Below are 24,179 nucleotides of genomic sequence, written 5' to 3'. Positions count from 1 at the left end.
TTGGTGCCAGTCTGTGGCCATGGCGTATCACTCTACCGGATTCGATGCCGCATTGGCGACCGCAGCGGGCGACGATCTGTCGCTCAAGAACGAACTGCGCGTGGCCTTTGCCGACAGCTGCGCACGCCAGCTCGATCTGCTTCGCCGCTCGCGCTGCGACGGGAACTGGGAATTGGCTGCTGGCAAACTGCACGCCATTGCTGCAAGCTTCCATGCCGACGAGCTCATTGAGCTTGCCGATGAAGCGCTGACTGCCGCACCGGGAGAGCCCACGGTTCTTAAGCGGATCGACGCGTTCGTAGGCGCGCTCGGCTGAGGGTAAACCCGCCGCAACGCTTGGCGATTGCGGCAACACGGCCCTAAAGCGGTAGGCGTCCCAACCGTTGCAACCGGAGTTCCGCGTGCGCGCCGCCCTGCTGTCCGTGCTCGATAGCCAAGCTGATACGCGCACCGTCCCCGCGCCGTACCGATCGATTGCCGGTGCGCGCCTGGTGGAACGCCAGCTCGACATGGCGCTGGCCGCCGGTTGCGAAACCATTGCCTGCCTTGCCAACACGGTCGGACGCGAGGTGATGGACCTCCAGCACCGCGCAGAGGCGGCCGGCGCGCGGTTCATTGCCCTTCGCGAAGCGCGCAAGCTGTCGGGGCTGGTGTCGGCGCAGGACGAGTTGCTGGTGCTGGCGCCCGGCGTCCTGCCCGACGAAGACGCGATCCTCAAACACCTAGCAAAGCCCTGCGTGCTGGTGTTTCCCGAGGACCCGGCGGTTGCACGTGGTTACGAGCGTATCGATGCGCACTTCGCATGGGCTGGAGCGCTGCTGGTGCGCGGCACTGCGGTCGAGCAACTCGCGCAGCTTCCCGAAGATGTCGACACGCCATCGGCACTGCTCCGCATTGCCCTCCAGTCGGGGGTGAGGACCCATCCGCTCGAAACGCGGTTGCTCGACGAGACCGTGTGGCTGCGTGACCCGTCCCCTGAGGAGCTGGCCACACGCGAACGCAGCTGGGTCGCCGGGCACGCCAATGTGGCGCCCTTTTCCGCGCCGGGCCTCGCGATAGCCGAGCGCATGGGCGCGCGGCTTGCGCAGGATACGATGGGCGGGAACCTGCCGCGCGTACTGTCGCTCTCCTCGGCGCTGGCGGGTCTTTCCGGTCTCTCGCTCGCATTGGGCGGATGGACATTGCCCGGCTTTGGCCTTGCCGGGCTCAGCGCCCTGCTGTTCGCCATGGAAGAGGTGGTCCGCCGTGTTTCAAGCGCCGGACAGGTGCGCCCACGCGTGCCAGCGCTGGCGCAGGCAATCGCGATCCTGCTCGACCCGCTGCTCCTTGTGCTGATCGCCCTCGCATCGCCTGAAGAGATGGGCTGGTTGCGCCTCTTCGTGCCCGCCGTCCTGCTGGGCTTGCTCCACCTCGGTGAACGGATCAGCGCCAGCAAATGGCGGCGCACCTACGCCGATCGCATTGCGCTGATTGCGCTCCTTATTCCGGCGGTTTTCTTCGGGGTCACGCAGCCTGTCGTGGCGGTTTTGTCGCTTGCCGTGCTGATTACGCTTTTTCTCACGGCAGAGCCGCGGGACTAACCGGCGATTAACCATGCCGATGCTACCACCGGACCATGCCGATGCCTGACGCTGCATCCCCTTCGGCCGAGGCCGACAAGGAAAGCCTTCGCGACGCGCTCGCGCGCGGGAACGCGACGCTTGCGCGCATCGGGCCGATCCTGTCGCATCTGCTCGCAACGCCCGACCATTCGTTGTTCAGCGACGAGATCGTCGCGCGCATCCGCGGCATGTGCCACCATCTGGCCTGGCAGGTCCTGCGCGCACAGGCAGAAGCCGCCGGCCAGGCCGGGCGCGAAGCCTTTGCCGACCGTCATGGCGAGGCGCTGGCGGAGCATTTCTTCGGCAGCCCGGCGCTGCTTGCCCATTGCCACGCGCTGGCGCTGGAATGGCAGCTGACTGAACGGCTCGAAGTCCAGTACGGCATCGATCCGGTGCTTTCGCCGGTTGTCCAGGAACTCATCGCGTCGGACGACAGCAGCCTTGCGAGCGCGGCTATGGCCTCGCTCACCGCGCAGGCCCGCTTCGCCCAGACCCAGCGGCGGATGGAATTGCCGCTGAGCGAGCTTCCCGGTGACCTGTTCCACTATTTGCTGATGGGTTGGCGCGCCTACAGCGGCCAGCTTCGCTCCGATGCGATGATCCGCGCCGAGGCCAAGCTGCGCAATGCCTATGACGAAGGCGCCGGGCGCCAGTCGCTGCTCGCGCGGGTCGTTGCCGGCATGGGCGGCGAGGGCCAGCGCGCGCTCGATATCGATCAGGCGGGCACGGCCCTGTTCCTTTCCGCGCTTGCGGCACGTTCGGGTCAATCGCGCGTCGCCGCAGTGCTCTCGACCCATCACCAGCAGACCGCCCGGCTAGCGCTGGGCCTCAGGGCTGCCGGGCTCGATACCGCAGCCGTGGAACGCCAGGTGCTACGCCTCAACCCGCAGGCCGTGCCCTTGCGTGAGATTGCAGGCATGCCGCTCGAAGAAGCCCGCCGGATGCTGGCCGAATCCACACCGGTAGGAGCCGCCTGATATGGCCAGCGTAGGAACCCGCTACCTGGCCAGCGCCACGGTCGATGCCGAAGGCAAGCTTGTCTCCGCTGACGAAGTTTTGGCACGCCTGCAGCACGCCTGTGGTGGTGCGATCGGTACACGCCTTGCCATCCCCGAGCTGCTTGCGCTGGTGGAGAAAGCGCAGCGTTTCGGCCTGCGGCTCGCCCGCCAGTTCGAAGCGGTCGACGGCGAGAACCGCATTACCGCCTGGGTGGAGATCACGCCCGACGCCGAGGGCAGCGACGAGGGGCGGGGCTGCTCGATCGACGTCGTGAGCTGGAATACCGAACCGCTTCCGCCGGAAAACGAGATCGAGACGGCGCGGCGGCGCGTGGAGATCAACCGCCACCTTGCCGATTGCACCGCGCGGCTCGATTCCAACCAGCGCCTGCTCTCGGTCGATACCGAGGCAAGCGACCTCGGCGAGTTTGCCGCCACGGCGCTTGCGAATGTCGGCAAGCCGTGGACGGACTTCGTGCGCCTGCCGGGCAACACGCACCAGCAACCGCTTCACTGGCGCCTGCTCGACGGGGCCAAGTGCGAGATCGACGGGTCGAGTCGCCAATGGACCGCGCATCTCGAACCGCTCGGCCAGCCGCAGCCCGGCAGCGCGGGCTTCGTGCTCTATCTCACGGCTGAAAGCCCGCTGTCGGGTTCGCCGGTGGAGGACCAGGACGAGCAGGGCGAAGGGCCTTCCTTCGGGCGCGATCTGACGCCGGTCCTGCGCCAGCCGATCAACCGCATCATCGCCAACGCCGAGACGATCCGCACCAAGCTCGCCGGACCGCTGGCGGACGAATACAGCTCCTACGCCGCCGACATCGCTACAGCTGCGCAGCACCTGCTCGCGCTGATCGACGACCTGTCCGATCTCGAAGTGGTGGAATCGGACGACTTTGCGACCGCACCCGACCGTATCGAGCTGGCCGACGTGGCTCGGCGCGCTTGCGGGATCCTAGGTGTGCGGGCGCGCGAGAAAGGAATCACGCTGGTCGCCCCGCCGGAAGGCGAAAGCCAGCTTGCGATCGCGGAATTCCGCCGCGTGCTGCAGATCCTCCTTAACCTCGTGGGCAACGCCATTAGGTATTCGCCCGAGGACAGCCAGGTCTGGATCCGGCTCGACCGGATCGGCAACCGTGCGTTGATTACCGTAGCCGACCAGGGTCACGGGCTTGAGCCCGAGCAGCAGGAGCGGGTGTTCGAGAAGTTCGAGCGCTTGGGTCGCAGCGGTGATGGCGGATCGGGTCTTGGGCTCTACATCTCGCGCCGGATTGCCCGCGCGATGGACGGCGACCTGACGGTGGAAAGCGCCAAGGGGCAAGGCGCACGCTTCACCCTTTCGGTGCCGGCAGCGGACGATTTGCGAAAGGAACCGCGCGGGGGTCCCAAAATGCCCGAATTCCGAGACGACGACTGACCGGCTCGTTCAGGGCCTAAGTCCCTCATCTTCTCAGGCTGGAATCAAAAAGGGGCGCCCGATGGACGCCCCTTTTCATTTATCACGGTATAAGCGCTTAACGCTTTTCGATCGGCACGTAGTCGCGCTCGGTCGGGCCCGTGTAGAGCTGGCGCGGGCGGCCGATGACCTGTGCGGGATCCGAGATCATCTCGTTCCACTGCGCGACCCAGCCGACGGTGCGGGCGAGGGCGAAGAGCGCGGTGAACATGGTCGTCGGGAAACCGATCGAGTTGAGAATGATGCCCGAGTAGAAGTCCACATTCGGGAACAGCTTCTTTTCCTTGAAGTAGTCGTCGTTGAGAGCGAGCTCTTCAAGGCGCAGCGCGGTTTCGAAGACCGGGTCGTTGACGTTGAGCGCTTCGAACACCTCGCGCAGGGTCTTCTGCATGACCGTCGCGCGCGGGTCGTAGTTCTTGTAGACGCGGTGACCGAAGCCCATCAGGCGGAACGGGTCGTTCTTGTCCTTGGCGCGCTCGATGTAGTGCGGGATGCGATCGGGCGAGCCGATTTCCTGCAGCATGTTGAGCGCCGCTTCGTTGGCGCCGCCGTGCGCGGGGCCCCACAGGCAGGCAATGCCGGCCGCCATACAGGCAAACGGGTTCGCTCCCGAGGAACCGGCAAGGCGCACGGTCGAGGTCGAGGCGTTCTGCTCGTGGTCGGCATGAAGGATGAAGATCCGGTCCATCGCCTTTTCGATGGCGGGGTGGATTTCGTATTCCTCGGCCGGAACGCCGAAGGTCATGCGCAGGAAGTTGCCGGTGTAGCTGAGGTCGTTCTTCGGCTGAAGGAACGGCTGACCCACGGCGTATTTGTACGCCATGGCCGCAATCGTCGGCATCTTTGCGATGAGGCGGTGCGAGCTGATCTTGCGATGCTCGGGATCCGAAATGTCGGTGCTGTCGTGGTAGAAGGCCGACAGGGCGCCGACCACGCCGCACATGATCGCCATCGGGTGCGCGTCGCGGCGGAAACCCTGGTAGAACTGGCGCAGCTGGTCGTGGACCATCGTGTGGCGGGTGATGGTGTCGTTGAAAGTCTCCAGCTCGTCCGCCGTCGGCAGTTCGCCGTTCAGCAGCAGGTAGCTGACTTCCATGAAGCTCGAATGCTCGGCCAGCTGGCCGATCGGGTAGCCGCGGTGCAGCAGGACACCGGCTTCGCCGTCAATATAGGTCAGCGCGCTTTCGCAGCTGGCGGTCGACTTGTAGCCCGGGTCGTAGGTGAACTTGCCGGTCGCGCCGTAGAGCTTGCGGATATCGACCACATCGGGGCCGACGCTGCCCTGCAGCACGGGAAATTCCTGGGTCTGTCCGCCCAGATCGAGGGTTGCCTGCTTGTCGGCCACGCGTGTCTCCTCACTCGTTCTCATCTGTGCCTGTGGGCGAGGCCTGCGCGTCGATACGCAGGAGCGACTCTTCCTTGCCCAACAGGACCAACACATCGAAAATGCCGGGCGACGTGGTTGTGCCCGTCAGCGCTGCGCGCATGGGCTGCGCGAGCTTGCCGAGACCCAGTTCGAGGGACTCCGCATACGATTTCGTACTGGCCTCCAGCGCCTCGATTGTCCAGTCATTTTGCAGGTGCAGCATTTTTGACAGGCCAGCCAGCCGGGCGCGCCCATCGTCGTCCAGCAGGCTCGCCGCCTTGTCCGTCATGGAAAGGGGGCGTGTTGCGAAAAGAAATCCTGCACCCTCAACAAGTTCATTGATGGACCTTGCGCGGGTTTTGAGCACCGGCATGGCCTCGGTGAGCAGCGTCACGTCGGCGTGATCGCCCATCTTTGCGGCCACGATTTCGGCCAGACGTGCATCGTCCGCCTCGCGGATGTAGTGGCCGTTGAGGTTTTGCAGCTTCTTGATGTCGAAGCGCGCGGGTCCCTTGCCGACGCCGTCGAGGTCAAACAGCTCGATCGCTTCGTCCTTGGAAATCTCCTCGCGGTCGCCGTGACCCCAGCCAAGGCGCAGAAGGTAGTTGAACAGCGCTTCGGGCAGCACGCCTTCTTCGTCGCGGTAGGCTTCGACACCGACCGAACCGTGACGCTTAGACATCTTCGCGCCGTCCGGGCCGTGGATCAGCGGGACATGGGCGTAGATCGGGTCGGGCCAGTCGCCCTCGATCGTGTCCATGGCGCGGATGATCGGCAGCTGGCGGAAGGCGTTGTTCAGATGGTCGTCGCCGCGGATGATGTGGGTGATGCCCATGTCGTGATCGTCGACCACCACGGCGAGCATGTAGGTCGGCGTGCCGTCGGCGCGCAGCAGGACGTAGTCGTCGATCTCCGCGTTCTTAACCGTGACCTTGCCCTGGACCTGGTCTTCGATGGTCGTTTCGCCATCGGTCGGGACCTTGAGACGGATCACGAAGGGCGCGCCGGCGGGGGCTTCGCTTTCATCGCGGTCGCGCCAGCGGCGGTCGTAGCGCATGGGCTGCTTGTTGGCGCGCTGCTCGGCGCGCATTGCCTCGAGCTCTTCGGGCGTGGCGAAGCATTTGTAGGCGTGGCCGGCCTCCAGCAGCTTGTGCGCAACTTCGGCGTGGCGATCGGCGCGGTCGGACTGGAAGATCGGCGCTTCGTCGAAATCGAGGCCGAGCCAATCGAGCCCTTCGATGATCTTGTCGATCGCATCCTGTGTGCTGCGCTTCTTGTCGGTGTCTTCGATACGCAGCAGCGCGCGGCCACCATGATGGCGCGCGAACAGCCAGTTGAACAGCGCCGTACGCGCCCCGCCAATATGCAGATAACCCGTGGGCGAGGGGGCGAAGCGGGTGACGACCTCGGCGGCCTTGCTGCCACTATCGCTTGCCATTGTCTCACGTTTCCTTTCAAACACTTGCATGGCGACACGAGGGACGCCTTCGGTACCGATGGGGGATGCGGGCGAGGAGACCCGCGAAACTGTGCCGCGCCCTTGGCGTATGCGCGGTCCAATGTCCAGTTTTGCCGGGCGGTTTGAGGGTTTTCTCGAGGCCGCCGCGTTCGATCGCGGGCCCTGGCTGGTGGTGGCCTTCGCCGCCGGGATCGGGGCCTGGTTCTATTTTGGTGCGGCGTGGCAATGGCTCCTGATCATCGCCACGAGCCTGTCGGTTGCGGCGTTGGCGGCGATCGCGTGGAAAACGCGCGATGACCGGCCGTATTCGCACGCCGCGCTCGTGTCGCTGGCGCTCGCCATTGCGCTGGGCGTAGCCTTGGTCTGGGCGCGTTCATCGATAGTCGGCGCCGAGCCGATCCCCGCACCGCGTTTCGAGCGGATCGATGCGCGTATCCTGGGCCGCGAGGAGCAGCCAGCGGAAGGCCGCGTGCGGCTCACGGTGGCGGCACGCGAGGCGGAGACCGGCCAGGCGCTCGCTTACCGGATCAATATACCGCTGGAAAACGACCAGCCCCTGTTCCGTGAAGGTGCGCGGATCCGTCTGTCCGCCCGGCTGATGCCGCCATCGCCGCCGATCGTGCCGGGCGCTTACAATTTCGCGCGGCGGGCCTGGTTCGACGGCCTTTCGGCGACGGGATCGGCGGTCGGGTCTATAGAGCTGGTTGAGCCGCCGCCACCCTCCGAACTGTCGCTTGCCTCGATCCAGCGGCGCCTCTCGGCCCATGTCCGCAGTCATGTCGACGGGACGGCCGGGGCCATTGCCGCCACGCTGGCGAGCGGAGACCGCGGTGCGATTCCGGAGGCCGATGAGGAGGCGATGCGCGATTCCGGTCTCACGCATTTGCTCTCGATCAGCGGCCTGCATGTGAGCGCGCTGATCGCGGCGGCCTATCTGCTGGTGCTCAAGACGCTTGCGCTGTGGCCCTGGCTGGTGCTGCGCGTGCGCCTGCCGCTGGTCGCCGCAGCCGCCGCGGCGCTTGCGGGCATTGGCTACACGCTGCTCACAGGCGCCGAAGTGCCAACCGTGCGCAGCTGCATCGGGGCCTTGCTGGTGCTGGTCGCGCTGGCGCTGGGCCGCGAACCGCTGTCATTGCGCATGGTTGCCATCGCAGCCGGCGTCGTGCTGGCCCTGTGGCCGGAGTCGCTGGTGGGGCCGAGCTTCCAGATGAGCTTTGCCGCGGTCCTAGCGATCGTCTCCCTCCACAACGTCCAGCGGCTGCGGGACTTTCTTGCCCCGCGTGAAGAGAGTTGGGGGCGGCGCTTGGCGCGGCGCATGGCGGTGCTGTTCCTGACCGGCATGGTCATAGAATTGGCGCTGATGCCGATCGTCCTTTTCCACTTTCACAGGGCCGGTGTTTATGGAGCGGCTGCGAACCTGATCGCCATTCCACTGGTGACCTTCGTCTCCATGCCGCTGGTCGCGCTGGCGCTGGTGCTGGACCTCGTAGGGGCGGGGGCGCCGGTGTGGTGGCTGGTGGGGCATTCGCTCGACCTGCTGATCGGTATTGCCCATCTTTTTGCCGATCTTCCGGGTTCGGTGAAGCTCGCCCCGCGCATCGGCATGGGGGCCATGGCGCTTTATCTGGCGGGCGCCTTGTGGCTGGCCTTGTGGCAGGGGCGGCCTAGGCTGTGGGGCTTGGCGCCCATTGCACTTTCTGCAGCGCTCATGGCGAGCGCGCCGGTTCCCGATATTCTCATCACTCGCGATGGGCGCGATATAGGCGTTGCCAATGAAGCCGAAGCCCTGCTGGTGTTGCGTGACAGTGAGGGTGGCTACGCGCAGGATAATCTGCTCGAGCTTGCCGGCAGCGAGGATGCACCGGTGCTGATCTCGCAATGGCAGGGGAGCCGGTGCAGCGACCAGTTTTGCACCCTGCGCCTGGAGCGCGAGGATCGCACTTGGATTGTCCTTGTCGCGCGAAATCGTGACCTTGTCGAGGAACGCGCCCTGGCCGCAGCCTGCACGCAGTCCGACATCGTCATCGCCGATCGCTATCTACCGCGCAGCTGCCAGCCCCGCTGGCTCAAGGCGGACCGAAGGTTCCTCGATCGAGAAGGGGGCACCGCGCTTTATCTATCGCAGGAACGGATAGAGACAGTGGCTCGCGACCAGGGCGCGCATGGCTGGTGGCGCGCGCGCCGCTAGCGAGGCGCGCGCCGACCGGATCAGTGGTAGCGGCGCAGCAGGCCGGCTAGCTTGCCCTGGACCTGCACGCGGCCGGGTTCGTAGATCTGCGGCTCGTAAGCGCCGTTTGCCGGATCGAGCCGCACGCGGCCCGCATCACGGCGCAGGTATTTGAGCGTCGCTTCTTCGTTATCGACGAGCGCAACCACGATTTCCCCATCGCGCGCGCTGTCCGTGCGCTTCACCAGCGCGAAGTCGCCATCGAAAATGCCCGCTTCGATCATGGAGTCGCCCGAGACTTCGAGCGCGTAGTGCTCGCCCGGTCCGAGCAGGGCTGCGGGCACCGGCATGCTGGACTGGCCTTCGATCGCCTCGATCGGGGCGCCGGCCGCGATACGGCCGTGAAGCGGCACGTCGATGATGTCATTCGCCGGTTCGGGCGCCACGGCCTTGGCCGTCAGCGCGCTTGCCATGGCATCGTTCGTGTTGGCTGCCTTGGGCGAGCCCATCACCGCGTCTTCGGGCAGCTTGACCACTTCGAGCGCGCGGGCGCGGTTGGGAAGGCGGCGGATAAAGCCGCGTTCTTCCAGCGCCGAGATCAACCGGTGGACGCCCGACTTGCTCTTGAGGTCGAGCGCTTCCTTCATTTCTTCAAAACTGGGGGAAATTCCCGTCTCCTCCAGCCGCTGCTGGATGAAGCGGATCAATTCGTGCTGCTTTGCCGTCAGCATGGTGCGAGCTCCCGTTTCGCCTGTTCACAAACCTGTGAACGAATGCGGAACAAGTAAGCAACTTTTCGAGGGGCGTCAAGCAATCCCGCCATTTTCGAGCAGGTTGCAGTGGAACAGCTGTTCCCGCTTTGCTCTCGGGGCGTCGATCAGCGGCCCAGCAACGCGCGGGTGGCGGCTTCGACATCGTCCTTGCGCATAAGGCTTTCGCCCACGAGGTAACTGCGCACGCCGGCGCGGGCCAGCCGCTGACAATCGGCATGCGTGCCAATGCCGCTTTCCCCGACCAGCAGGCTTCCTTCCGGGGCGAGCGGGGCGAGCAGCTCGGTTGTCGCCAGATCGGTGGTAAAAGTCTTCAAATCGCGGTTGTTCACGCCGATCAGCCGCGAGCGGAGCTGCGCTGCGCGTTCCAGCTCCGCGCGGTCGTGGACTTCGACCAGCACGTCCATCCCGTGTTCGATAGCGGCGGCTTCGATATCCGCCATCGCGCTGTCTTCGAGCGCGGCGACGATGATCAGGATCGCATCGGCGCCCAGCGCCCGCGCCTCGGCGACCTGCCAGGTGTCGACCATGAAATCCTTGCGCAGGACCGGCAGGTCGCAAGCCGCGCGGGCTTCGAGGAGGTAATCCTCATGGCCCTGGAAATAGGGCGCATCGGTCAGCACCGACAGGCACGCGGCACCGCCAGCGGCATAGGCGCGGGCGTGGTCCGCAGGCTGGAAATCGGCCCGGATCAGGCCCTTGGAGGGGGAAGCCTTCTTGATCTCCGCGATCAGGCCGAATCCATCGTCCTGCGCGCGTTCGAGCGCGGCGCGAAACCCGCGCGGGGCGGAGGCTTCCCGCGCGGCGGCTTCGAGATCGGCGAGGCTCCAATCAGCCTTGCGCGCGGCCACTTCCTCGCGCTTGGTCGCGCAGATTTCTTCCAGCTTGTTCATCGGGCGAGCGCAATCCAGTCGGCGAGCAACTTGGCAGCGTTTCCGCTGTCGATCGATTCCGCGGCCATCGCCGCGCCGCTCTCCCAGTCCTCGGCAACACCGGCCACCATCAGGGCGGCGGCCGAGTTGAACAGGACCGTGTTGCGATAGGCGCCCGTATCGCCCGCGAGCAGACCGGACAGAGCCTTGGCGTTGTGAGCAGGGTCGCCGCCACGGATCGCGTCCAGCGGAGCGTTTTCAAGGCCCGCCATGCCCGCATCGACCCGGCGCATCGCAAATTCGTTGCCGGTGACATCGGCAAGCTCGTTCCCGCCGGCAAGGCTCAGTTCGTCAAGGCCCTCGTCGCCCGAGACAATGAAAGTGCGCTCGGTGCCGAGGCGCGCGGTAGCCTCGCCATAGATTGAGACATAGCCGGGGCGCGCGATGCCGATCAGCTGACGTTTCACGCCGACCGGGTTCGACAGCGGCCCCATGAGGTTGAAGATCGTGCGTCGGCCGAGCTTCTTGCGGATGGGCTGGATGCGGCGCATCGCCGGGTGGTGGTTTGGCGCGAAGAGGAAGCAGATGCCGAGTTCCGCCAGCGTCTTCTCGGCCGTGCGTCCGGCGGCCTCCATGTCGAGGCCGAGAACCTCCAGCGTATCGGCAACGCCCGACAGCGAGGAGATCGCGCGGTTGCCGTGCCGTGCGACCGGCACCCCGCAAGCGGCCACGACCAGGCCGACGGCGGTCGAGACGTTGAGCGTGTGGTGCCCGTCACCGCCGGTGCCGCACACGTCGATTGCATTGTCGGGCCCTTCGACCGGGATGTAGCGTGCGCGCAGGGCGCGGGCGGCCCCGGCAATCTCGTCCGCCGTTTCGCTGCGGTCCGTCATGGCCAGCAGGAAGCGTGCGATTTCCTCGGCGCTTGCCTCGCCATCGAGGATCCAGCCGAAGACCTCTTCGGCCTCTTGTTCGCTCATGTGCGGGACGGCGAGGGGCAGGTGCTTCATGCTATGGCTTTCGTTTCGATGCCGCAGATTTCGAGGAAATTGGCGAGCAGGGCGTGGCCGTGTTCGGTGGCGATGCTTTCCGGGTGGAACTGCACCCCATGGATCGGCAGCTCGCGATGACGGAAGCCCATCACGCTGCTGCCGTCGAGACCGGGCGTTTCGCTGGTCGCGTTGATTGCCAGGCACTCGGGAATGTCCTCGACAATCAGCGAGTGATAGCGGGTCGCGGTATAAGGCGAGGGTAGGCCTGCGAAGACGCCAGTGCCGTCATGCGTTACCGGCGAGGTCTTGCCATGCATCAGCCCGCCGCGCACCACGCGACCGCCGAAATGCTGGCCGATCGACTGGTGGCCGAGGCACACGCCAAGAAGCGGCTTGCCTGCATCGGCGCAGGCCGCCACGAGGTCGAGACTGACGCCCGCCTCGTTCGGCGTGCAGGGACCGGGCGATATCAGGTAGCCGGCATGCCCGCCTGCGATGGCGTCGGCTGCGGAAATGGCGTCATTGCGCACCACCTCCACCCTGGCGCCCAGTTCCATAAGGTAATGGACGAGGTTGAAGGTGAAGCTGTCGTAATTGTCGATGACAAGGATGGAGCGTGCGTCGGTCATTCGTGGCGTCAATGAAGGGGTGGGACCGCGCTTTCAAGCAAGGAAAGCTGCGAGGCGCGAAATGTCAGGGTGACGTCACGCCGGCTTGTCAGCGAGCTTGTCCGTCGCCCGCACCAGGCCGTCGATGATGCCCGGTTCGCCCGCGCTGTGGCCTGCATCGTCCACGATCCACAGCTCCGCTTCGGGCCAGGCCTTCTTGAGCGCCCAGGCCGAGGTCGGCGGGGTGCAGATATCGTGCCGGCCCTGGACCATGATGCCGGGAATGCCGGCGAGCTTGTCGACATCGGCCAGCAGCTGGGCTTCGGTGAGGAAGAAATCCTCGAGGAAGAACTTGGCGCAGATGCGTGCGAAGGGGACCGCCTTGGACGGATCGGCAAAGCTGTCGAGCAGCGCGGGATCGGGTAGCAGGGTGGCGACATTGCCTTCCCACAGCGACCATCGCTTGGCCGCTTCCAGGCGTGTGGCCTCGTCCTCGCTGGTCAGGCGCTCGTAATAGGCTTTGACGAGGTCAGAGCGCTCGTCTTCGGGGATCAGGCCGGAGAACGCGTCCCACTCCTCGGCCATGATCTCGCTTGCACCGTAGGTGTAGAGCCAGTCTTTCTCCGTCTGCCTGGCCAGGAACACGCCTCGCAACACCAGCTCGCTGACCCGCTCGGGATATTTCTGCGCGTAGGCGAGGGCGAGGGTCGAGCCCCAGCTGCCACCAAAGGCCTGCCACTTCTCGTGGCCGCACATCTCGCGCAGCTTCTCGATATCATCGACGATGCGCCAAGTGTCGTTGTTCTCGATCTCGGCGAAGGGGGTCGACTGGCCGCAGCCGCGCTGGTCGAACAAAAGGACGTCGTAAAGTTCGGGATCCCACTGGCGGCGATGGTCGGGCGACATGCCGCCTCCCGGACCGCCGTGCAGGAACACGGCCGGTTTCGCGCCCTTTGTGCCCACGCGTTCCCAATAGAGCGAATGCCCCTCGCCGACATCGAGCATGCCGGTCTCATAAGGTTCGATCTCGGGATAGAGCGTGCGGCGGGTCTCGGTCATCAGGAGGCTTTCTTCTTCACGACCACGATAGGGCCGATGGGGGCGCCGGTATCGAGGCGGTCGGTGGCCGGGTTCCACAGCAGCGATACGTTGCCGTCGAGGAACAGGGCGTTCTTCACCTCGAGCTCGTCCTTGTAGAAGCGGGCGAGCTTGCCGAAAGAAATCGGCGCGTTGGAAATGACGAAATGCGCGCGGCCGGTGTCATCGACGCCAACCGCGTTGCGCACGAGGCGGGAAGGGCCGTCGCGGCTGATCTCGGGATGGATGGCCCCGTCGATCACCAGCATCGGGCCGGACTGCGTGCCGAACTGCGGGCGTTCGGTGACATTGGCGAGGAAGCTGTCGGTCGACCGCACAACCCATTCGCCATCGGTGCCGTAAAACACGCCGTTCGGTTTCATATGGAAATTGCCAATGCCATCGGCCGTGTTCAGCGTTTTCAGCCGCTCCGCATCGCGCACGAAATAGCCGATCGGCAGGCCCTCTTCGTCATACATGCCCGCGTTCATCGCAAAGGCGATCGTGGCCGGGTCGCTGGCGGCGGCGAAGGAGGAAAGGCTGCGGTAGGGGCGACCCTGGGGCCCAAGCTCCATTGCGATGCTGTGACGCGAAGGCACGGCAAGACAATGGGTTAGGGGAGTATCCTCAAAGATAATCGAGCGGCAGGCGCTTTCCCGTGCGCTGGCGAGCGTCGGTGTGGGCGTCGGTGTCGGGGTGGCGCTGGGAGCTTGCGACGGCGCGTTTGCCATCGGCTGCCCGTCGATCCGCGCGCGCGCGACCGGTTCGCCTTCGGGCTGGGCCTCGCAGGCTGTCAGCGCCAGCAGCGCGAGCGAGAGAGCGAGCGCCCTCACTGGCCGAACTGCGGTTCGCGCGCGAGGCGCACCGCTTCCTTTGCGGCCGCGATCAGAGCGCCGGCCTTGGCTTCGCATTCGCGCTGTTCATAGGCCGGGTCGCTGTCGGCAACGATCCCTGCGCCCGCCTGCACGTGCATGACCCCGTCCTTCACCACCGCCGTGCGCAGTACGATGCAGCTGTCGACCGAGCCATCGGGCGCAAAATAGCCGACGCCGCCGGCATAGGCGCCGCGCGTGGCCGGTTCGAGCTCGGCAATGATCTCGCAGGCGCGCACCTTGGGGGCGCCGCTGACCGTGCCCGCAGGGAAACCGGCGAACAGCGCATCGATGGCATCGCGCGAGGGATCGAGCCGTCCGGTGACGTTGCTGACGATATGCATGACGTGGCTGTAGCGCTCCACAGTGAAGCTCTCGGTGACGGTAACGGAGCCGGATTCGGCCACGCGGCCGACATCGTTGCGCCCAAGGTCGAGCAGCATCAAGTGCTCGGCCCGCTCTTTCGGGTCGGACAGGAGCTCGCTCTCGGCGAGCCGATCCTCGGCCGGCGTCGCGCCGCGCGGCCTTGTGCCGGCAATCGGTCGGATCGTCACGTCTCCGTCGCGTACCCGGACGAGGATTTCGGGGCTCGAGCCCACGATCGCAAAGCCCGGCATGTCGAGGAAGTAGAGGAAGGGCGAAGGGTTCACGCGCCTCAGCGCCCGGTAGAGCGCCATGGGCGGCAGGCTGAACGGCGAGGTGAAGCGCTGCGCGAGCACGACCTGGAAGATGTCGCCCGCCTCGATGTACTCCTTGGCTTTGAGAACCATGGCTTCGTAGTCGCTCGCCGGCATGGTGGGGGCGAGGGAAGGCTCGGGATGGTCTGGTGCATGGACCGGGCTGCCGTGTGCTGGTGCGGCAAGCTTGCGCAGGACCTCGTCGATCCGCTCACCTGCGCGTTCGATGGTCCCGTCCGTCCACACCGGCGCAATACAGAAGAGCGCATCGCTGAGCCGGTCGACGACCAGGAGGACCGTCGGCCGCACGAACAGCATATCGGGCAGCGCAAGCGGGCTTTCCTCCGGTCGGGGGAGCTTCTCGACGAGGCCGATGGTCTCGTAGCCGAAATGCCCGACCAAGCAGGCGAGGGCCGGCGGAAGCTCTTCAGGCACAAAGCAGCGGCAGGAATCGACTAGCGCGCGCAGGCTTTCGAGCGTCGATCCCTCGCAATCCTCGAAAGCATCGCGGTCGTGCTGCCAGCGGCTGTTGATCGCGGCTGTTTCGCCGGTGGCGCGGAAGACCAGGTCGGGGTCGAGCCCGATCAGGCTGTACCGCCCACGCACCTCTCCGCCTTCCACCGATTCCAGCAGGAAATCGCCGCGGCCTTCCTTGAAGAGCTTGAGCGCGGCGCCGACCGGTGTTTCGGTATCGGCAACGACTTCGCGCCAGACGAGCGCGGGTCGCCCATCCGCCAGTGCGCGGCGCGCCCGATCAACGCCCTTGAGACCCGTGTCCAAGCGCGCCTCAGTTGCCGAGGAGCTGCTTGCGAACCGCCTCGATCGCCGAGGGGTTGCGCGACACGCCGAGCTCTTCGCGCATGGCGGTGCGCAGCTGCTGGGCGTATTCCTCGCCGAGCAGGGGGCCCATCTGGCGCTTGGCCTGCGCGATCAGCGGGTTGTCTTCGTCGATATCGTCCATCGCGATGTCGTCGACACGGACCACGAAGAACCCTGCGCTGTTGGCGGCTTCGAGCTTCTTGTTGGTGCCTTCGGCCATGCTGAAGAGCAGGGCGATCGGCGGCGGGATGCGCTGTTCGCGCTGGCGGGCAAGGTCCTCGCGGGTCATGTCGATTGCCTGGGCGGGCGGCACCCGGACTTCTTCGGCCGACAGGGCTGCCGCAATGGTCTGACCCTTGTCCAGACGGCCGATCACGCGCTCTGCAGCGGCCTGTGCGGCTTTCATGCCCTCGGCGGCGCGCCAGCGGAACTCGGCCGCTTCCTCGACCTCGCTGAAGGGCGCAACGGCCGCTTCAGTGATCGCGGTCACTTCGTAGACGAGATAGGTCTGGCCGCCGTTGACCGGCGCGATTTCGGGCTCTTCCTCGTCCATCTGGAACGCGGTGGCGAGAGCCGGGGCGAGCACCTGCGGCAGAGTCTGCTGCGGGGTTTCGAACAGGCGGCCGTCGGCCAGCGCCGGAGCGGTGGTGGTGAGTTCGAGGTCAAGCTCGTCAGCCACTTCAGCGAGGGTTGCGCCGTCGGAAAGCTGTTCCTCGATCTCGGTCGCGAGATCGGCAAGGCCGCGCACGCGCTTTTCCTCGCGCAGTGTGTCGGTGATCTCGCCGCGGACCTGTGCCAGCGTGCGGGCAGCGCGCGTATCGATCGAATCGATCCGCGCGACATGCCAGCCAAGCGGGCTGCGCGCCGGGGTCGTCATGGCGCCGCGATTGGCGGCGAAATAGGCTGCGGCAACCGCCGGCGAGGCCTGCGAGGAGAGACCCTCGCGATCGACATCGGTGACGGGAGCTGCGCGCAAGCCGGCCTCACGAGCGATCTGCTCGAACGAGCCGCCTGCGATCACGCGGTCGCGGATCGAATTGGCCGCAGCTTCGGTCGGGACGATGATCTGTGTGAAATTGCGGGTTTCGCTGGCCGCGTATTGTTCGTCGTCGCGCTCGTAGCGGGCGGCGATTTCGGCCTCGGTCGGTTCGATCCGGTCACCAAGGGCTTCCGAATCGAAGGTCGCGAAGCGGATCGTGCGGCGTTCGGGGCGCACGAACAGGTCGCGGTTGTCGTCGTAATACTTGCGAACGACTGCCGCATCGGCCTCGCCTGTCGGGGCATAGGAGGCAGCCGGAAGCAGGGCGATCGAGCCTTGGCGGCGCTCGAGGAACAGCTGGGCGTAGCGTTCGGCGAGGCGGTCCGGCACGGTCGCGCCGAAGCTGGCCGGGATGAGGACTTGTTGCGAGAGCAGGCCGATCCCGAGGTCTTCGCGGACCTGCGCATCGGTGATGCGCTGGATCGCCAGCGACTGACGGTAGGTATCTTCGGAGAAGTTGCCATCCGGGCCGCGGAACGCCGGGATCATGCGAATTTCGCTGTTCACCAGGTTGTCGCCTGCCCGAATCCCGTACTGGCGGGCAAATCCCGTCAGCGCGGCGCGATCGATCAGCGCGTCGAGCGCGATGTCGAGGCCGCCTTCGCGCAGGAACGTCTGCATTGTGATGGTCGGCTGTTCCTGGCGGACGCGATCGATCGAATTGTTCGTCCCGCGTACAAGATCGGCGGTCGAGATCTTTTCATCGCCGACCACGGCCACCCGGTCTCCTCCGGCAATGCCGCCAAAGGTACCGGTGCTCGAAACATCCGCGCTGGCGAAGGCGAGGGCGATCAGGCCGAGAAAGGCAAGCGCAATGGCAAGACCGATCTTTGTCTTAAAGAAATTGCGGAAAAACTTGAACATGACTTGCGGGCGATCCCGTTGCTTTGGAGCGGACGTTCAGGCGGTGCCTGGGTCGGTTGGGGGGCTTTATCCGCCCTGCGACCCGTCGGCAACAGGTTGGAAAGGGTTTTGACGCGCGAAGAAACCTTGTCTAGCGGAGCGCATCCCAAGCCCCATATATGCGGGCCACGCTATTCACACTGATTGCAGGTACCCCCCTATGGCCGAACGGCCCTACATCGTCGGAAACTGGAAAATGAACGGCACGCGCGCCATGCTCAGCGAAGCGCGCGCGATCGACCGTGCCGCACAGCGGTACATGAAGGTCGAGGTTGCCGTCGCTCCGCCTTACACCCTGATTCACGCTGTCCACCGCGAGGCGGAGCAGATCGGCGTGGGCGCCCAGGATTGCCATGCCGGTCCCGAAGGCGCGCACACGGGCGACATTAACGCCTCGATGGTGGCCGACGCCGGCGCGAAATTCGTCATCCTCGGTCATAGCGAGCGCCGCCAGGACCATGGCGAGACGAACAAACTGATCAACGAAAAGATCGAATCGGCTCTCGAAGCCGGTCTGCGCGTCATTCTGTGCTGCGGCGAGACGCTAGAAACCCGTGACGCGGGCGATGCCGAGACTTTCGTGCTGCGCCAGCTCAAGTCGGCGCTGGCCTCGTTCGAGGATCCGGCCGAACGCCTGACCATCGCCTACGAGCCCATCTGGGCGATCGGCACCGGCCGCACGGCCACGACCGAGGATATCGCCGCCATGCACGGGGCTATCCGCGAGCTGCTCGACAAGACCTACGGCGAGGAAGTCTCTGCGCAGGTCCGCATTCTCTACGGCGGATCGGTGAAGCCGGAGAACGCCCGCGAGATCCTTTCGACCCCGGAAGTCGGCGGTGCGCTGGTGGGCGGGGCAAGCCTCACGGCCGAGAGCTTTCTCGGCATCGTAGTCGGCGCTTCGGAATCCGACGAGGCGTAATCGCTGGCCTGATCCCGGCCTACCTTGCCGTTTCGCGCTCGCGCCCCTAAATGCGCGGGAGCAACAGCCCATCCAGTTCCACGAGTATCCTCGATGTTCCTCTTCCTTACCGTCGTCCAGGCGATTGTCGCAGCCGCGCTTGTCGGCGTCATCCTGATGCAGCGCAGCGAAGGCGGCGGCCTTGGCATTGGCGGCAGCCCCTCGGGCATGCTCAGCGCGCGCGGTGCGGCTGACTTCCTGACCCGCTCGACCAAGTGGCTGGCGGTGCTGTTCGTCCTGCTGTCGATCGCGCTGGCTGCAGTTGCGGTGGACACGACCGGCGGTGACGCTATCGAATCGACGCTGGATCGCAATGTCGCGCCTGCGGCACCGGCTGATCCGCTCGGTCCGGCAACCACTGGCGAAGCCGCTCCTGCCGGGGACGATCCGCTGGCTGACGTCGCCCAATAACCCTCGCTAAATCGCTGGCCTGTGGATTGCGCTGCGCCGGCGGCGCGATTTGCATGGCTTTGCGCTTGCTCCGACTCCACGAATAAGCTTAAGGCCCAACTCCCATGGCGCGGTATATATTCATAACCGGCGGCGTGGTCTCCTCGCTTGGCAAAGGTCTCATGGCAGCATCGCTCGCTGCCCTCCTCCAGGCGCGTGGCTACAAGGTCCGCATTCGGAAATTCGACCCCTATCTCAACGTCGATCCTGGTACGATGAGCCCGTATCAGCATGGCGAGGTCTATGTGACTGACGACGGGGCGGAAACCGACCTCGACCTTGGCCACTACGAACGCTTCACCGGCGTGAGCGCCCACCAGGGCGACAACATCACCTCGGGGCGCATCTACCAGGACATCATCGCCAAGGAACGCCGCGGCGACTACCTCGGTGCGACCGTCCAGGTGGTTCCCCATGTGACCGACGAGATCAAGGCCTTCGCCCTTGCCGGACAGGACGACCATGATTTCATCCTGTGCGAGATCGGCGGCACGGTGGGCGACATCGAGGGCCTGCCTTTCATGGAAGCCATCCGTCAGCTCAGGAACGAGCTCGAACCCTGGCAGACGCTGAGCGTCCACGTGACGCTGGTGCCCTATATCGCGGCCGCGGGCGAGCTGAAGACCAAGCCGACGCAGCACTCTGTGCGCGAACTCGCCAGCCTGGGAATCAAGCCCGACGTGCTGCTGTGCCGCGCCGAGCACCCGATCCCCGATGGTGAGCGCCAGAAGATCGCCAACTTCTGTAACGTGCGCAAGGAAGCGGTCATTCCGGCGCTCGATGCGCCGTCGATCTATTCCGTCCCGCTGCAGTATCACGGCGAAGGTCTCGACACCGAAGTGCTGCGCGCCTTCGGCATCACCGACGCGCCCGAGCCCGACCTGTCGCGCTGGTATGATGTGGTCGACCGCCACTCGAACCCCGATGGCGAGGTCACCATCGGCGTGGTCGGCAAGTATGTCGGCCTTCAGGACGCCTACAAGTCCCTGAACGAAGCGCTGGTCCACGGCGGCATGGCTCACCGGGTCAAGGTCAACATCAAGTGGATCGACGCCGAGATCTTCGAAGGCGACGAAGCCGACATCGCCGCCAAGCTCGAACCGATGCACGGCATTCTCGTGCCCGGCGGCTTCGGCGAGCGCGGCAGCGAAGGCAAAATCGCCTCGGTCCGCTTTGCACGCGAACGCAAGGTGCCATTCCTCGGCATTTGCCTCGGCATGCAGATGGCCTGCATCGAGGCCGCGCGTTCGGCGGGCTTCGACGAGGCGAGCTCCACCGAGTTCGGCGAGACGAAGGAACCGGTTGTCGGCATCATTACCGAATGGATGACCGAAGAGGGGCTCCAGACCCGCGAGGCGGGCGGCGACCTTGGCGGGACCATGCGGCTTGGCGCCTATGATGCGAAGCTTGCGGCGAACAGCCACGTATCGAGCATCTATGGCGGCGACACGATGATCTCGGAACGCCACCGCCACCGCTACGAGGTGAACGGGAAATACATCGACCCGCTGGAAAAGCAGGGCCTGATCTTTTCGGGCATGTCGCCGGACGGCCTGCTGCCGGAGATCGTGGAGCGGCCTGACCACCCATGGTTCGTTGGCGTGCAGTTCCATCCCGAGCTCAAGTCCAAGCCCTTCGACCCGCATCCCTTGTTTGCCGGATTCGTCGGCGCTGCTCTCGAGCAAGCACGCCTGGTCTGATATTTCCAATACTATCTGAATACTCCCTCTATTCTTCGTGTCAGGAATAGAGGGAGAGTATTCATGCATGGTGGAATTGGAAAAGGCTTAGTAGCGCTTGTCGCGAGCGCCAGTCTCGTCATCGGCTGCAACGGCAGAGGCGGCGACGGTGGTAACGACAGCGGCGACAGTGGCGGTGATAGCGGTGGTCCGAGCATCGGGCCCATCAATCTGCCCGAGGAACTGGCGACGACGCTGCCCGAAAACTGCGCATCGCAGCCGGGATTTGCGGTCAATTCAATCACCATCAACGACGATGGGCCGATCATCCTGAATGATGGCGAGACGCACACGCTCGATGTCAGCATGGACATTACACCGCCCGACGACGGTTTCCAGACGGCCTGCCTGCTGATCCGCGATGCGGGGCTGATCCCCAATCCGATTGGTGTGGGCGTGGCGCTGGTCGCGGACAATGGAGCAGAGGCCACCAGCGATCTGCGCATCACCTGCGAGGATGGTGAAGTCAAAGGCGCCGGGCAGGGCATTCTCGGCGGCGAGCTCAATCGCAGTTCGGGCGAACGCCGCACGCGGATCTACGTGCAGCACGCACGCGACGAGCGCCAGGTGGGCAACGCAACCGTCGGTATTCAGGGGGTAAAATCCAACCGCATTCGTATCCGTTGCCGGCGGTGAAAACCCTAAGTTCCTGATATCGTTAAGGGCCGTTCTGTAATCGCTTGTAACTAGGCGACAAAATGGTTTTGCGCCCGTCGGGCGGGTTTATCTTTTGATGCATCTCGGGCAGTATGACGCTGTTTCCGCGCAGAAATGCGTGGGTTTTGAGAATAGCGCTTCGCCGAAAGCGGTGGGGCTTGTCTCGATGACGGTTGTCTTCTGCGACCCGGACGGCCGATTTCGGGACTGGGCGGCGTTATGCGTCGCGGGGGCGGAACCCAAGTTCCGCCCCCTATACGTTTCAGCCAGATTTTCTGCAGTGGCCGCGAAGGGCTCAGGCAGCCTTGCTGCCGTCGCCTTCGTCATCCTTGACGACTTCGAGCTTCTGACCGCCGATAGCGATCTTCTTCGGCTTCATGGCTTCCGGTACTTCGCGCACCAGATCGATGACCAGCAGGCCATCGGCAAGGTCGGCGTTCTCGACGCGGACGTAGTCGGCCAGCTCGAAACGGCGTTCGAAGCCGCGGTTGGCGATGCCAATGTGCAGCATCTCGCCTTCGGCCAGCTCATCGCGCTTGCGGCCGGTCACGACCAGCAGGTTCTGCTGGGCGGTGATGTCGAGATCACCGGCGCGGAATCCGGCCACCGCAAGAGTGATGCGGTAGTCGTCGTCGCCGCGGCGCTCGATGTTGAACGGGGGGTAGTTGTCGCCGCCGGCGTTGCGCGCCTGGCGTTCCATCAGGTCGAAAACACGGTCGAAACCGACGGTGGAGCGACGGAAGGGGGTAAGATCCATACGGTTCATCGAAACAAATCCTCTTGTGAGCGATTCTATCATGGCGGGGCCCGAAATCGGCACCCCGTCGCCGCTGCAACCCTTGCAGCGACCCTTAGGACATAAGCGCAGCCACGGGGCTTTCAAGTGGTCGCCGCGCACGCTAGTTTGCAGTGTGAAATTGCGAGGAAATCCATGAGCCAGCCCAAGGTCGATATCTACACCAAGTTCGGTTGCCCCTACTGCGTGCGGGCCAAGCGCCTGCTCGACCAGAAGGGGGCGGATTACACCGAATTCGACATCACCATGGGCGGCCCGAAGCGCGACGAGATGCGCGAGCGCGCGCCCAACGCGATGACCGTGCCCCAGATTTTCATTGGCGAGACGCATGTCGGCGGGTCGGACGATCTCGCCGCGCTGGAACGCGAGGGCAAGCTCGACGCGCTGCTGGAAGGCTGAATGCCCGCAATCGCCGTCTTGCAGATGACTTCGGGCATCGATCCCGAGGCCAACGCGAGCACGCTGGTGTCAGCCGTGGAAGAAGCGGCGCGTGGCGGGGCGGCGATGCTGTTCACGCCCGAGATGTCGGGACTGCTCGACCGCAACCGGACACGCGCTGCGGGCTCGATCAAGCCGGAATCCGAGGCGGTCGCTCTGGCGCAAGTCCGCGACGCGGCGGCCAAGGCAGGATTGTGGGTTTCGCTCGGGTCTTTGGCCGTCGAAACACCCGAAGGCCGCTGGGCAAACCGCGCCTTCGTCATCGCGCCCGACGGGACGATTGCGGCCCGCTACGACAAGATTCACATGTTCGATGTCGATCTCGCCAGCGGGGAAAGCTGGCGGGAATCGAACGCCTATGCGGCCGGTTCGCAGGTCGTAACGATCGAGCGTACCCCCGTCGGCAGGCTGGGCCTGTCGGTCTGCTACGATATCCGCTTTCCCGCGCTGTTCGAGGCGCTGGGCAGGGCAGGGTGCGATTGCCTTGCAATCCCGGCGGCTTTTACGGTCCCCACGGGCCGGGCGCACTGGCACGTGATGCAGCGCGCACGGGCGATCGAGGCGAGCGCTTTCGTGGTCGCGGCCGCGCAGGTCGGCGCGCATGAAGACGGGCGCGAGACCTACGGTCACAGCCTTGTCGTCGATCCCTGGGGCGAGGTGGTCCTAGACATGGGCGGTGCGGACTCCGGTCTGGGGTTCTGCGACGTCGACCTTGGCCGGATTGCCGAGGTACGCGCGCAGGTGCCGAGCCTTGCCAACAAGCGGGAAATCGCCAAATAGGCGCGTGCAATGATCGTCTACGACCTCTCCTGCAGCGACGGCCACCGCTTCGAAGGCTGGTTCGGCTCGTCCGCCGACTACGCCGACCAGAAGGAGAAGGGCCTGCTGACCTGCCCGGAATGCGGCAGCGACGCGGTGGACAAGGCTCCGATGGCTCCGGCTGTACCGGCCAAGGGCAACACGGCCGCCGAGCCGCGCAAGGAAACCGCGCAGATGGCCTCGGGCGAAATGCCGGCGGAGGTTAAGGCTGCGCTCGAAACTCTCGCCAAGGCGCAGGCAAAGGCGCTGGAAAGCAGCACCTGGGTGGGTGACAAGTTCGCCGAAAAGGCGCGCGAAATGCACTATGGCGAGGCCGATGAGGCGCCGATCCACGGCCGCGCCACCAAGGACGAGGCCGAGGACATGATGGCCGAGGGTATTGCCGTTGCGCCGCTGCTCGTGCCTGTCGCACCGCCCGACGAACTCAATTGATTGCCTCGTAATCTTCAGCCGCTATACGAAGCCCCGGCGCGCCCGTAGCTCAGTCGGATAGAGCATCAGATTCCTAATCTGGGGGCCACAGGTTCGAATCCTGTCGGGCGCACCATTCGAGGCGGTCCTGCGAGGGGCCGCCTCGAATGGTTTGGCGCTTCAGGTTCGAACGTCGTTCGGGGTCGGAGCGAAGCGAAGACGGCGGAGCCCG

The 24,179-nt window shown here is 65.2% G+C and carries 23 protein-coding genes and 1 tRNA gene; 13 read left to right on the top strand and 11 right to left on the bottom strand.

Translation table 11 applies throughout. The annotated features are described in order from the left end of the window. Window positions 1–19 precede the first annotated feature (19 nt). The 4 genes from KUV82_RS08550 (at window position 20) to KUV82_RS08535 (ending at window position 4,016) form a co-directional block, all read left to right on the top strand. A complete protein-coding gene (locus KUV82_RS08550) occupies window positions 20–316 on the top strand; it encodes an Hpt domain-containing protein (RefSeq protein ID WP_219953881.1) in 297 nt (98 codons plus the stop codon). Between the two features lie 85 nt (window positions 317–401). Continuing rightward, window positions 402–1,580 (top strand): hypothetical protein, encoded by a 1,179-nt coding sequence (locus KUV82_RS08545; RefSeq protein ID WP_219953880.1) that lies wholly within the window; start codon window positions 402–404, stop codon window positions 1,578–1,580. A 41-nt stretch (window positions 1,581–1,621) separates the two neighbouring features. Next, complete coding sequence (locus KUV82_RS08540; RefSeq protein WP_219953879.1) at window positions 1,622–2,578, top strand: hypothetical protein; 957 nt, start codon at window positions 1,622–1,624, stop codon at window positions 2,576–2,578. Window position 2,579: 1 nt separating this feature from the next. Then, window positions 2,580–4,016: a sensor histidine kinase gene (locus KUV82_RS08535; RefSeq protein WP_219953878.1), complete on the top strand. Its 1,437-nt coding sequence runs from the start codon at window positions 2,580–2,582 to the stop codon at window positions 4,014–4,016. A gap of 97 nt (window positions 4,017–4,113) precedes the next feature. Here the strand turns inward: KUV82_RS08535 and KUV82_RS08530 are convergent, their stop codons facing one another. Together KUV82_RS08530 and gltX are read right to left on the bottom strand one after the other, a co-directional pair. After that, window positions 4,114–5,400 carry a citrate synthase gene (locus tag KUV82_RS08530; RefSeq protein ID WP_219953877.1) on the bottom strand — a complete coding sequence of 429 codons (1,287 nt, stop codon included), beginning with the start codon at window positions 5,398–5,400 and terminating at the stop codon, window positions 4,114–4,116. Between the two features lie 10 nt (window positions 5,401–5,410). Continuing rightward, the gene (gltX, locus tag KUV82_RS08525; RefSeq protein ID WP_219953876.1) at window positions 5,411–6,859 is read right to left on the bottom strand and encodes a glutamate--tRNA ligase; all 1,449 of its coding nucleotides are present in this window, start codon (window positions 6,857–6,859) and stop codon (window positions 5,411–5,413) included. A 121-nt stretch (window positions 6,860–6,980) separates the two neighbouring features. On the opposite strand from gltX, the gene KUV82_RS08520 reads away from it, so the two are divergent. Beyond that, window positions 6,981–9,068: a ComEC/Rec2 family competence protein gene (locus tag KUV82_RS08520; RefSeq protein ID WP_258319692.1), complete on the top strand. Its 2,088-nt coding sequence runs from the start codon at window positions 6,981–6,983 to the stop codon at window positions 9,066–9,068. 20 nt (window positions 9,069–9,088) lie between these two features. Here the strand turns inward: KUV82_RS08520 and lexA are convergent, their stop codons facing one another. The 8 genes from lexA to KUV82_RS08480 form a co-directional block, all read right to left on the bottom strand. After that, complete coding sequence (gene lexA, locus KUV82_RS08515; RefSeq protein ID WP_219953874.1) at window positions 9,089–9,778, bottom strand: transcriptional repressor LexA; 690 nt, start codon at window positions 9,776–9,778, stop codon at window positions 9,089–9,091. A gap of 146 nt (window positions 9,779–9,924) precedes the next feature. Beyond that, complete coding sequence (trpC, locus tag KUV82_RS08510; protein ID WP_219953873.1) at window positions 9,925–10,710, bottom strand: indole-3-glycerol phosphate synthase TrpC; 786 nt, start codon at window positions 10,708–10,710, stop codon at window positions 9,925–9,927. Beyond that, window positions 10,707–11,699 carry an anthranilate phosphoribosyltransferase gene (trpD, locus tag KUV82_RS08505; RefSeq protein ID WP_219953872.1) on the bottom strand — a complete coding sequence of 331 codons (993 nt, stop codon included), beginning with the start codon at window positions 11,697–11,699 and terminating at the stop codon, window positions 10,707–10,709. Before trpD ends, trpC begins: the two co-directional genes overlap by 4 nt. Next, window positions 11,696–12,310 (bottom strand): anthranilate synthase component II, encoded by a 615-nt coding sequence (locus KUV82_RS08500; RefSeq protein WP_219953871.1) that lies wholly within the window; start codon window positions 12,308–12,310, stop codon window positions 11,696–11,698. The genes trpD and KUV82_RS08500 overlap by 4 nt, the downstream gene beginning before the upstream one ends. A gap of 75 nt (window positions 12,311–12,385) precedes the next feature. Next, a complete protein-coding gene (gene pip, locus KUV82_RS08495) occupies window positions 12,386–13,348 on the bottom strand; it encodes a prolyl aminopeptidase (protein ID WP_219953870.1) in 963 nt (320 codons plus the stop codon). Next, window positions 13,348–14,199, bottom strand: coding sequence for a phosphodiester glycosidase family protein (locus KUV82_RS08490; RefSeq protein ID WP_258319691.1), 852 nt, complete (start codon window positions 14,197–14,199; stop codon window positions 13,348–13,350). Before KUV82_RS08490 ends, pip begins: the two co-directional genes overlap by 1 nt. Next, on the bottom strand, window positions 14,196–15,695 hold the full coding sequence (trpE, locus tag KUV82_RS08485) for an anthranilate synthase component I (RefSeq protein ID WP_219953868.1): 1,500 nt from the start codon (window positions 15,693–15,695) through the stop codon (window positions 14,196–14,198). Before trpE ends, KUV82_RS08490 begins: the two co-directional genes overlap by 4 nt. Window positions 15,696–15,702: 7 nt before the next feature. Then, window positions 15,703–17,637: a peptidylprolyl isomerase gene (locus tag KUV82_RS08480; RefSeq protein ID WP_219953867.1), complete on the bottom strand. Its 1,935-nt coding sequence runs from the start codon at window positions 17,635–17,637 to the stop codon at window positions 15,703–15,705. 199 nt (window positions 17,638–17,836) lie between these two features. On the opposite strand from KUV82_RS08480, the gene tpiA reads away from it, so the two are divergent. The 4 genes from tpiA to KUV82_RS08460 all read left to right on the top strand — a co-directional run bounded on the left by tpiA (window position 17,837) and on the right by KUV82_RS08460 (window position 21,462). Further along, window positions 17,837–18,598 carry a triose-phosphate isomerase gene (gene tpiA, locus KUV82_RS08475; RefSeq protein ID WP_219953866.1) on the top strand — a complete coding sequence of 254 codons (762 nt, stop codon included), beginning with the start codon at window positions 17,837–17,839 and terminating at the stop codon, window positions 18,596–18,598. A gap of 93 nt (window positions 18,599–18,691) precedes the next feature. Continuing rightward, window positions 18,692–19,048: a preprotein translocase subunit SecG gene (gene secG / locus KUV82_RS08470; protein WP_219953865.1), complete on the top strand. Its 357-nt coding sequence runs from the start codon at window positions 18,692–18,694 to the stop codon at window positions 19,046–19,048. 104 nt (window positions 19,049–19,152) lie between these two features. Next, window positions 19,153–20,787, top strand: a complete 1,635-nt coding sequence (locus KUV82_RS08465; protein ID WP_219953864.1) for a CTP synthase — start codon at window positions 19,153–19,155, stop codon at window positions 20,785–20,787. Between the two features lie 63 nt (window positions 20,788–20,850). Further along, window positions 20,851–21,462: a hypothetical protein gene (locus KUV82_RS08460; RefSeq protein WP_219953863.1), complete on the top strand. Its 612-nt coding sequence runs from the start codon at window positions 20,851–20,853 to the stop codon at window positions 21,460–21,462. A gap of 316 nt (window positions 21,463–21,778) precedes the next feature. On the opposite strand, the gene KUV82_RS08455 is transcribed toward KUV82_RS08460, so the two are convergent. Next, complete coding sequence (locus tag KUV82_RS08455) at window positions 21,779–22,249, bottom strand: Hsp20 family protein (protein WP_219953862.1); 471 nt, start codon at window positions 22,247–22,249, stop codon at window positions 21,779–21,781. Between the two features lie 165 nt (window positions 22,250–22,414). On the opposite strand from KUV82_RS08455, the gene grxC reads away from it, so the two are divergent. The 4 genes from grxC (at window position 22,415) to KUV82_RS08435 (ending at window position 24,083) form a co-directional block, all read left to right on the top strand. Then, on the top strand, window positions 22,415–22,678 hold the full coding sequence (grxC, locus tag KUV82_RS08450) for a glutaredoxin 3 (RefSeq protein ID WP_219953861.1): 264 nt from the start codon (window positions 22,415–22,417) through the stop codon (window positions 22,676–22,678). Beyond that, a complete protein-coding gene (locus tag KUV82_RS08445; protein ID WP_219953860.1) occupies window positions 22,679–23,497 on the top strand; it encodes a carbon-nitrogen hydrolase family protein in 819 nt (272 codons plus the stop codon). It abuts the gene before it with no gap. A 9-nt stretch (window positions 23,498–23,506) separates the two neighbouring features. Continuing rightward, a complete protein-coding gene (locus KUV82_RS08440) occupies window positions 23,507–23,968 on the top strand; it encodes a DUF1178 family protein (protein WP_219953859.1) in 462 nt (153 codons plus the stop codon). Window positions 23,969–24,006: 38 nt separating this feature from the next. Then, a tRNA-Arg gene (locus KUV82_RS08435) sits at window positions 24,007–24,083 on the top strand. Window positions 24,084–24,179: the final 96 nt, after the last annotated feature.

Origin of the sequence: Qipengyuania flava, assembly GCF_019448255.1 — a bacterium.
Taxonomy (GTDB): Bacteria; Pseudomonadota; Alphaproteobacteria; order Sphingomonadales; family Sphingomonadaceae; genus Qipengyuania; species Qipengyuania flava_A.
This window is presented reverse-complemented; position numbering and strand designations above follow the sequence as displayed.

Bases quoted from the DNA above. Each gene is read 5' to 3' on its own strand.
- KUV82_RS08550 (WP_219953881.1), top strand. From the start codon at position 20: ATGGCGTATCACTCTACCGGATTCGATGCCGCATTGGCGACCGCAGCG.
- KUV82_RS08540 (WP_219953879.1), top strand. From the start codon at position 1,622: ATGCCTGACGCTGCATCCCCTTCGGCCGAGGCCGACAAGGAAAGCCTT.
- KUV82_RS08535 (WP_219953878.1), top strand. From the start codon at position 2,580: ATGGCCAGCGTAGGAACCCGCTACCTGGCCAGCGCCACGGTCGATGCC.
- gltX (WP_219953876.1), bottom strand. From the start codon at position 6,859: ATGGCAAGCGATAGTGGCAGCAAGGCCGCCGAGGTCGTCACCCGCTTC.
- KUV82_RS08520 (WP_258319692.1), top strand. From the start codon at position 6,981: ATGTCCAGTTTTGCCGGGCGGTTTGAGGGTTTTCTCGAGGCCGCCGCG.
- lexA (WP_219953874.1), bottom strand. From the start codon at position 9,778: ATGCTGACGGCAAAGCAGCACGAATTGATCCGCTTCATCCAGCAGCGG.
- trpC (WP_219953873.1), bottom strand. From the start codon at position 10,710: ATGAACAAGCTGGAAGAAATCTGCGCGACCAAGCGCGAGGAAGTGGCC.
- trpD (WP_219953872.1), bottom strand. From the start codon at position 11,699: ATGAAGCACCTGCCCCTCGCCGTCCCGCACATGAGCGAACAAGAGGCC.
- KUV82_RS08500 (WP_219953871.1), bottom strand. From the start codon at position 12,310: ATGACCGACGCACGCTCCATCCTTGTCATCGACAATTACGACAGCTTC.
- pip (WP_219953870.1), bottom strand. From the start codon at position 13,348: ATGACCGAGACCCGCCGCACGCTCTATCCCGAGATCGAACCTTATGAG.
- KUV82_RS08480 (WP_219953867.1), bottom strand. From the start codon at position 17,637: ATGTTCAAGTTTTTCCGCAATTTCTTTAAGACAAAGATCGGTCTTGCC.
- tpiA (WP_219953866.1), top strand. From the start codon at position 17,837: ATGGCCGAACGGCCCTACATCGTCGGAAACTGGAAAATGAACGGCACG.
- secG (WP_219953865.1), top strand. From the start codon at position 18,692: ATGTTCCTCTTCCTTACCGTCGTCCAGGCGATTGTCGCAGCCGCGCTT.
- KUV82_RS08465 (WP_219953864.1), top strand. From the start codon at position 19,153: ATGGCGCGGTATATATTCATAACCGGCGGCGTGGTCTCCTCGCTTGGC.
- KUV82_RS08460 (WP_219953863.1), top strand. From the start codon at position 20,851: ATGCATGGTGGAATTGGAAAAGGCTTAGTAGCGCTTGTCGCGAGCGCC.
- KUV82_RS08455 (WP_219953862.1), bottom strand. From the start codon at position 22,249: ATGAACCGTATGGATCTTACCCCCTTCCGTCGCTCCACCGTCGGTTTC.
- grxC (WP_219953861.1), top strand. From the start codon at position 22,415: ATGAGCCAGCCCAAGGTCGATATCTACACCAAGTTCGGTTGCCCCTAC.
- KUV82_RS08445 (WP_219953860.1), top strand. From the start codon at position 22,679: ATGCCCGCAATCGCCGTCTTGCAGATGACTTCGGGCATCGATCCCGAG.
- KUV82_RS08440 (WP_219953859.1), top strand. From the start codon at position 23,507: ATGATCGTCTACGACCTCTCCTGCAGCGACGGCCACCGCTTCGAAGGC.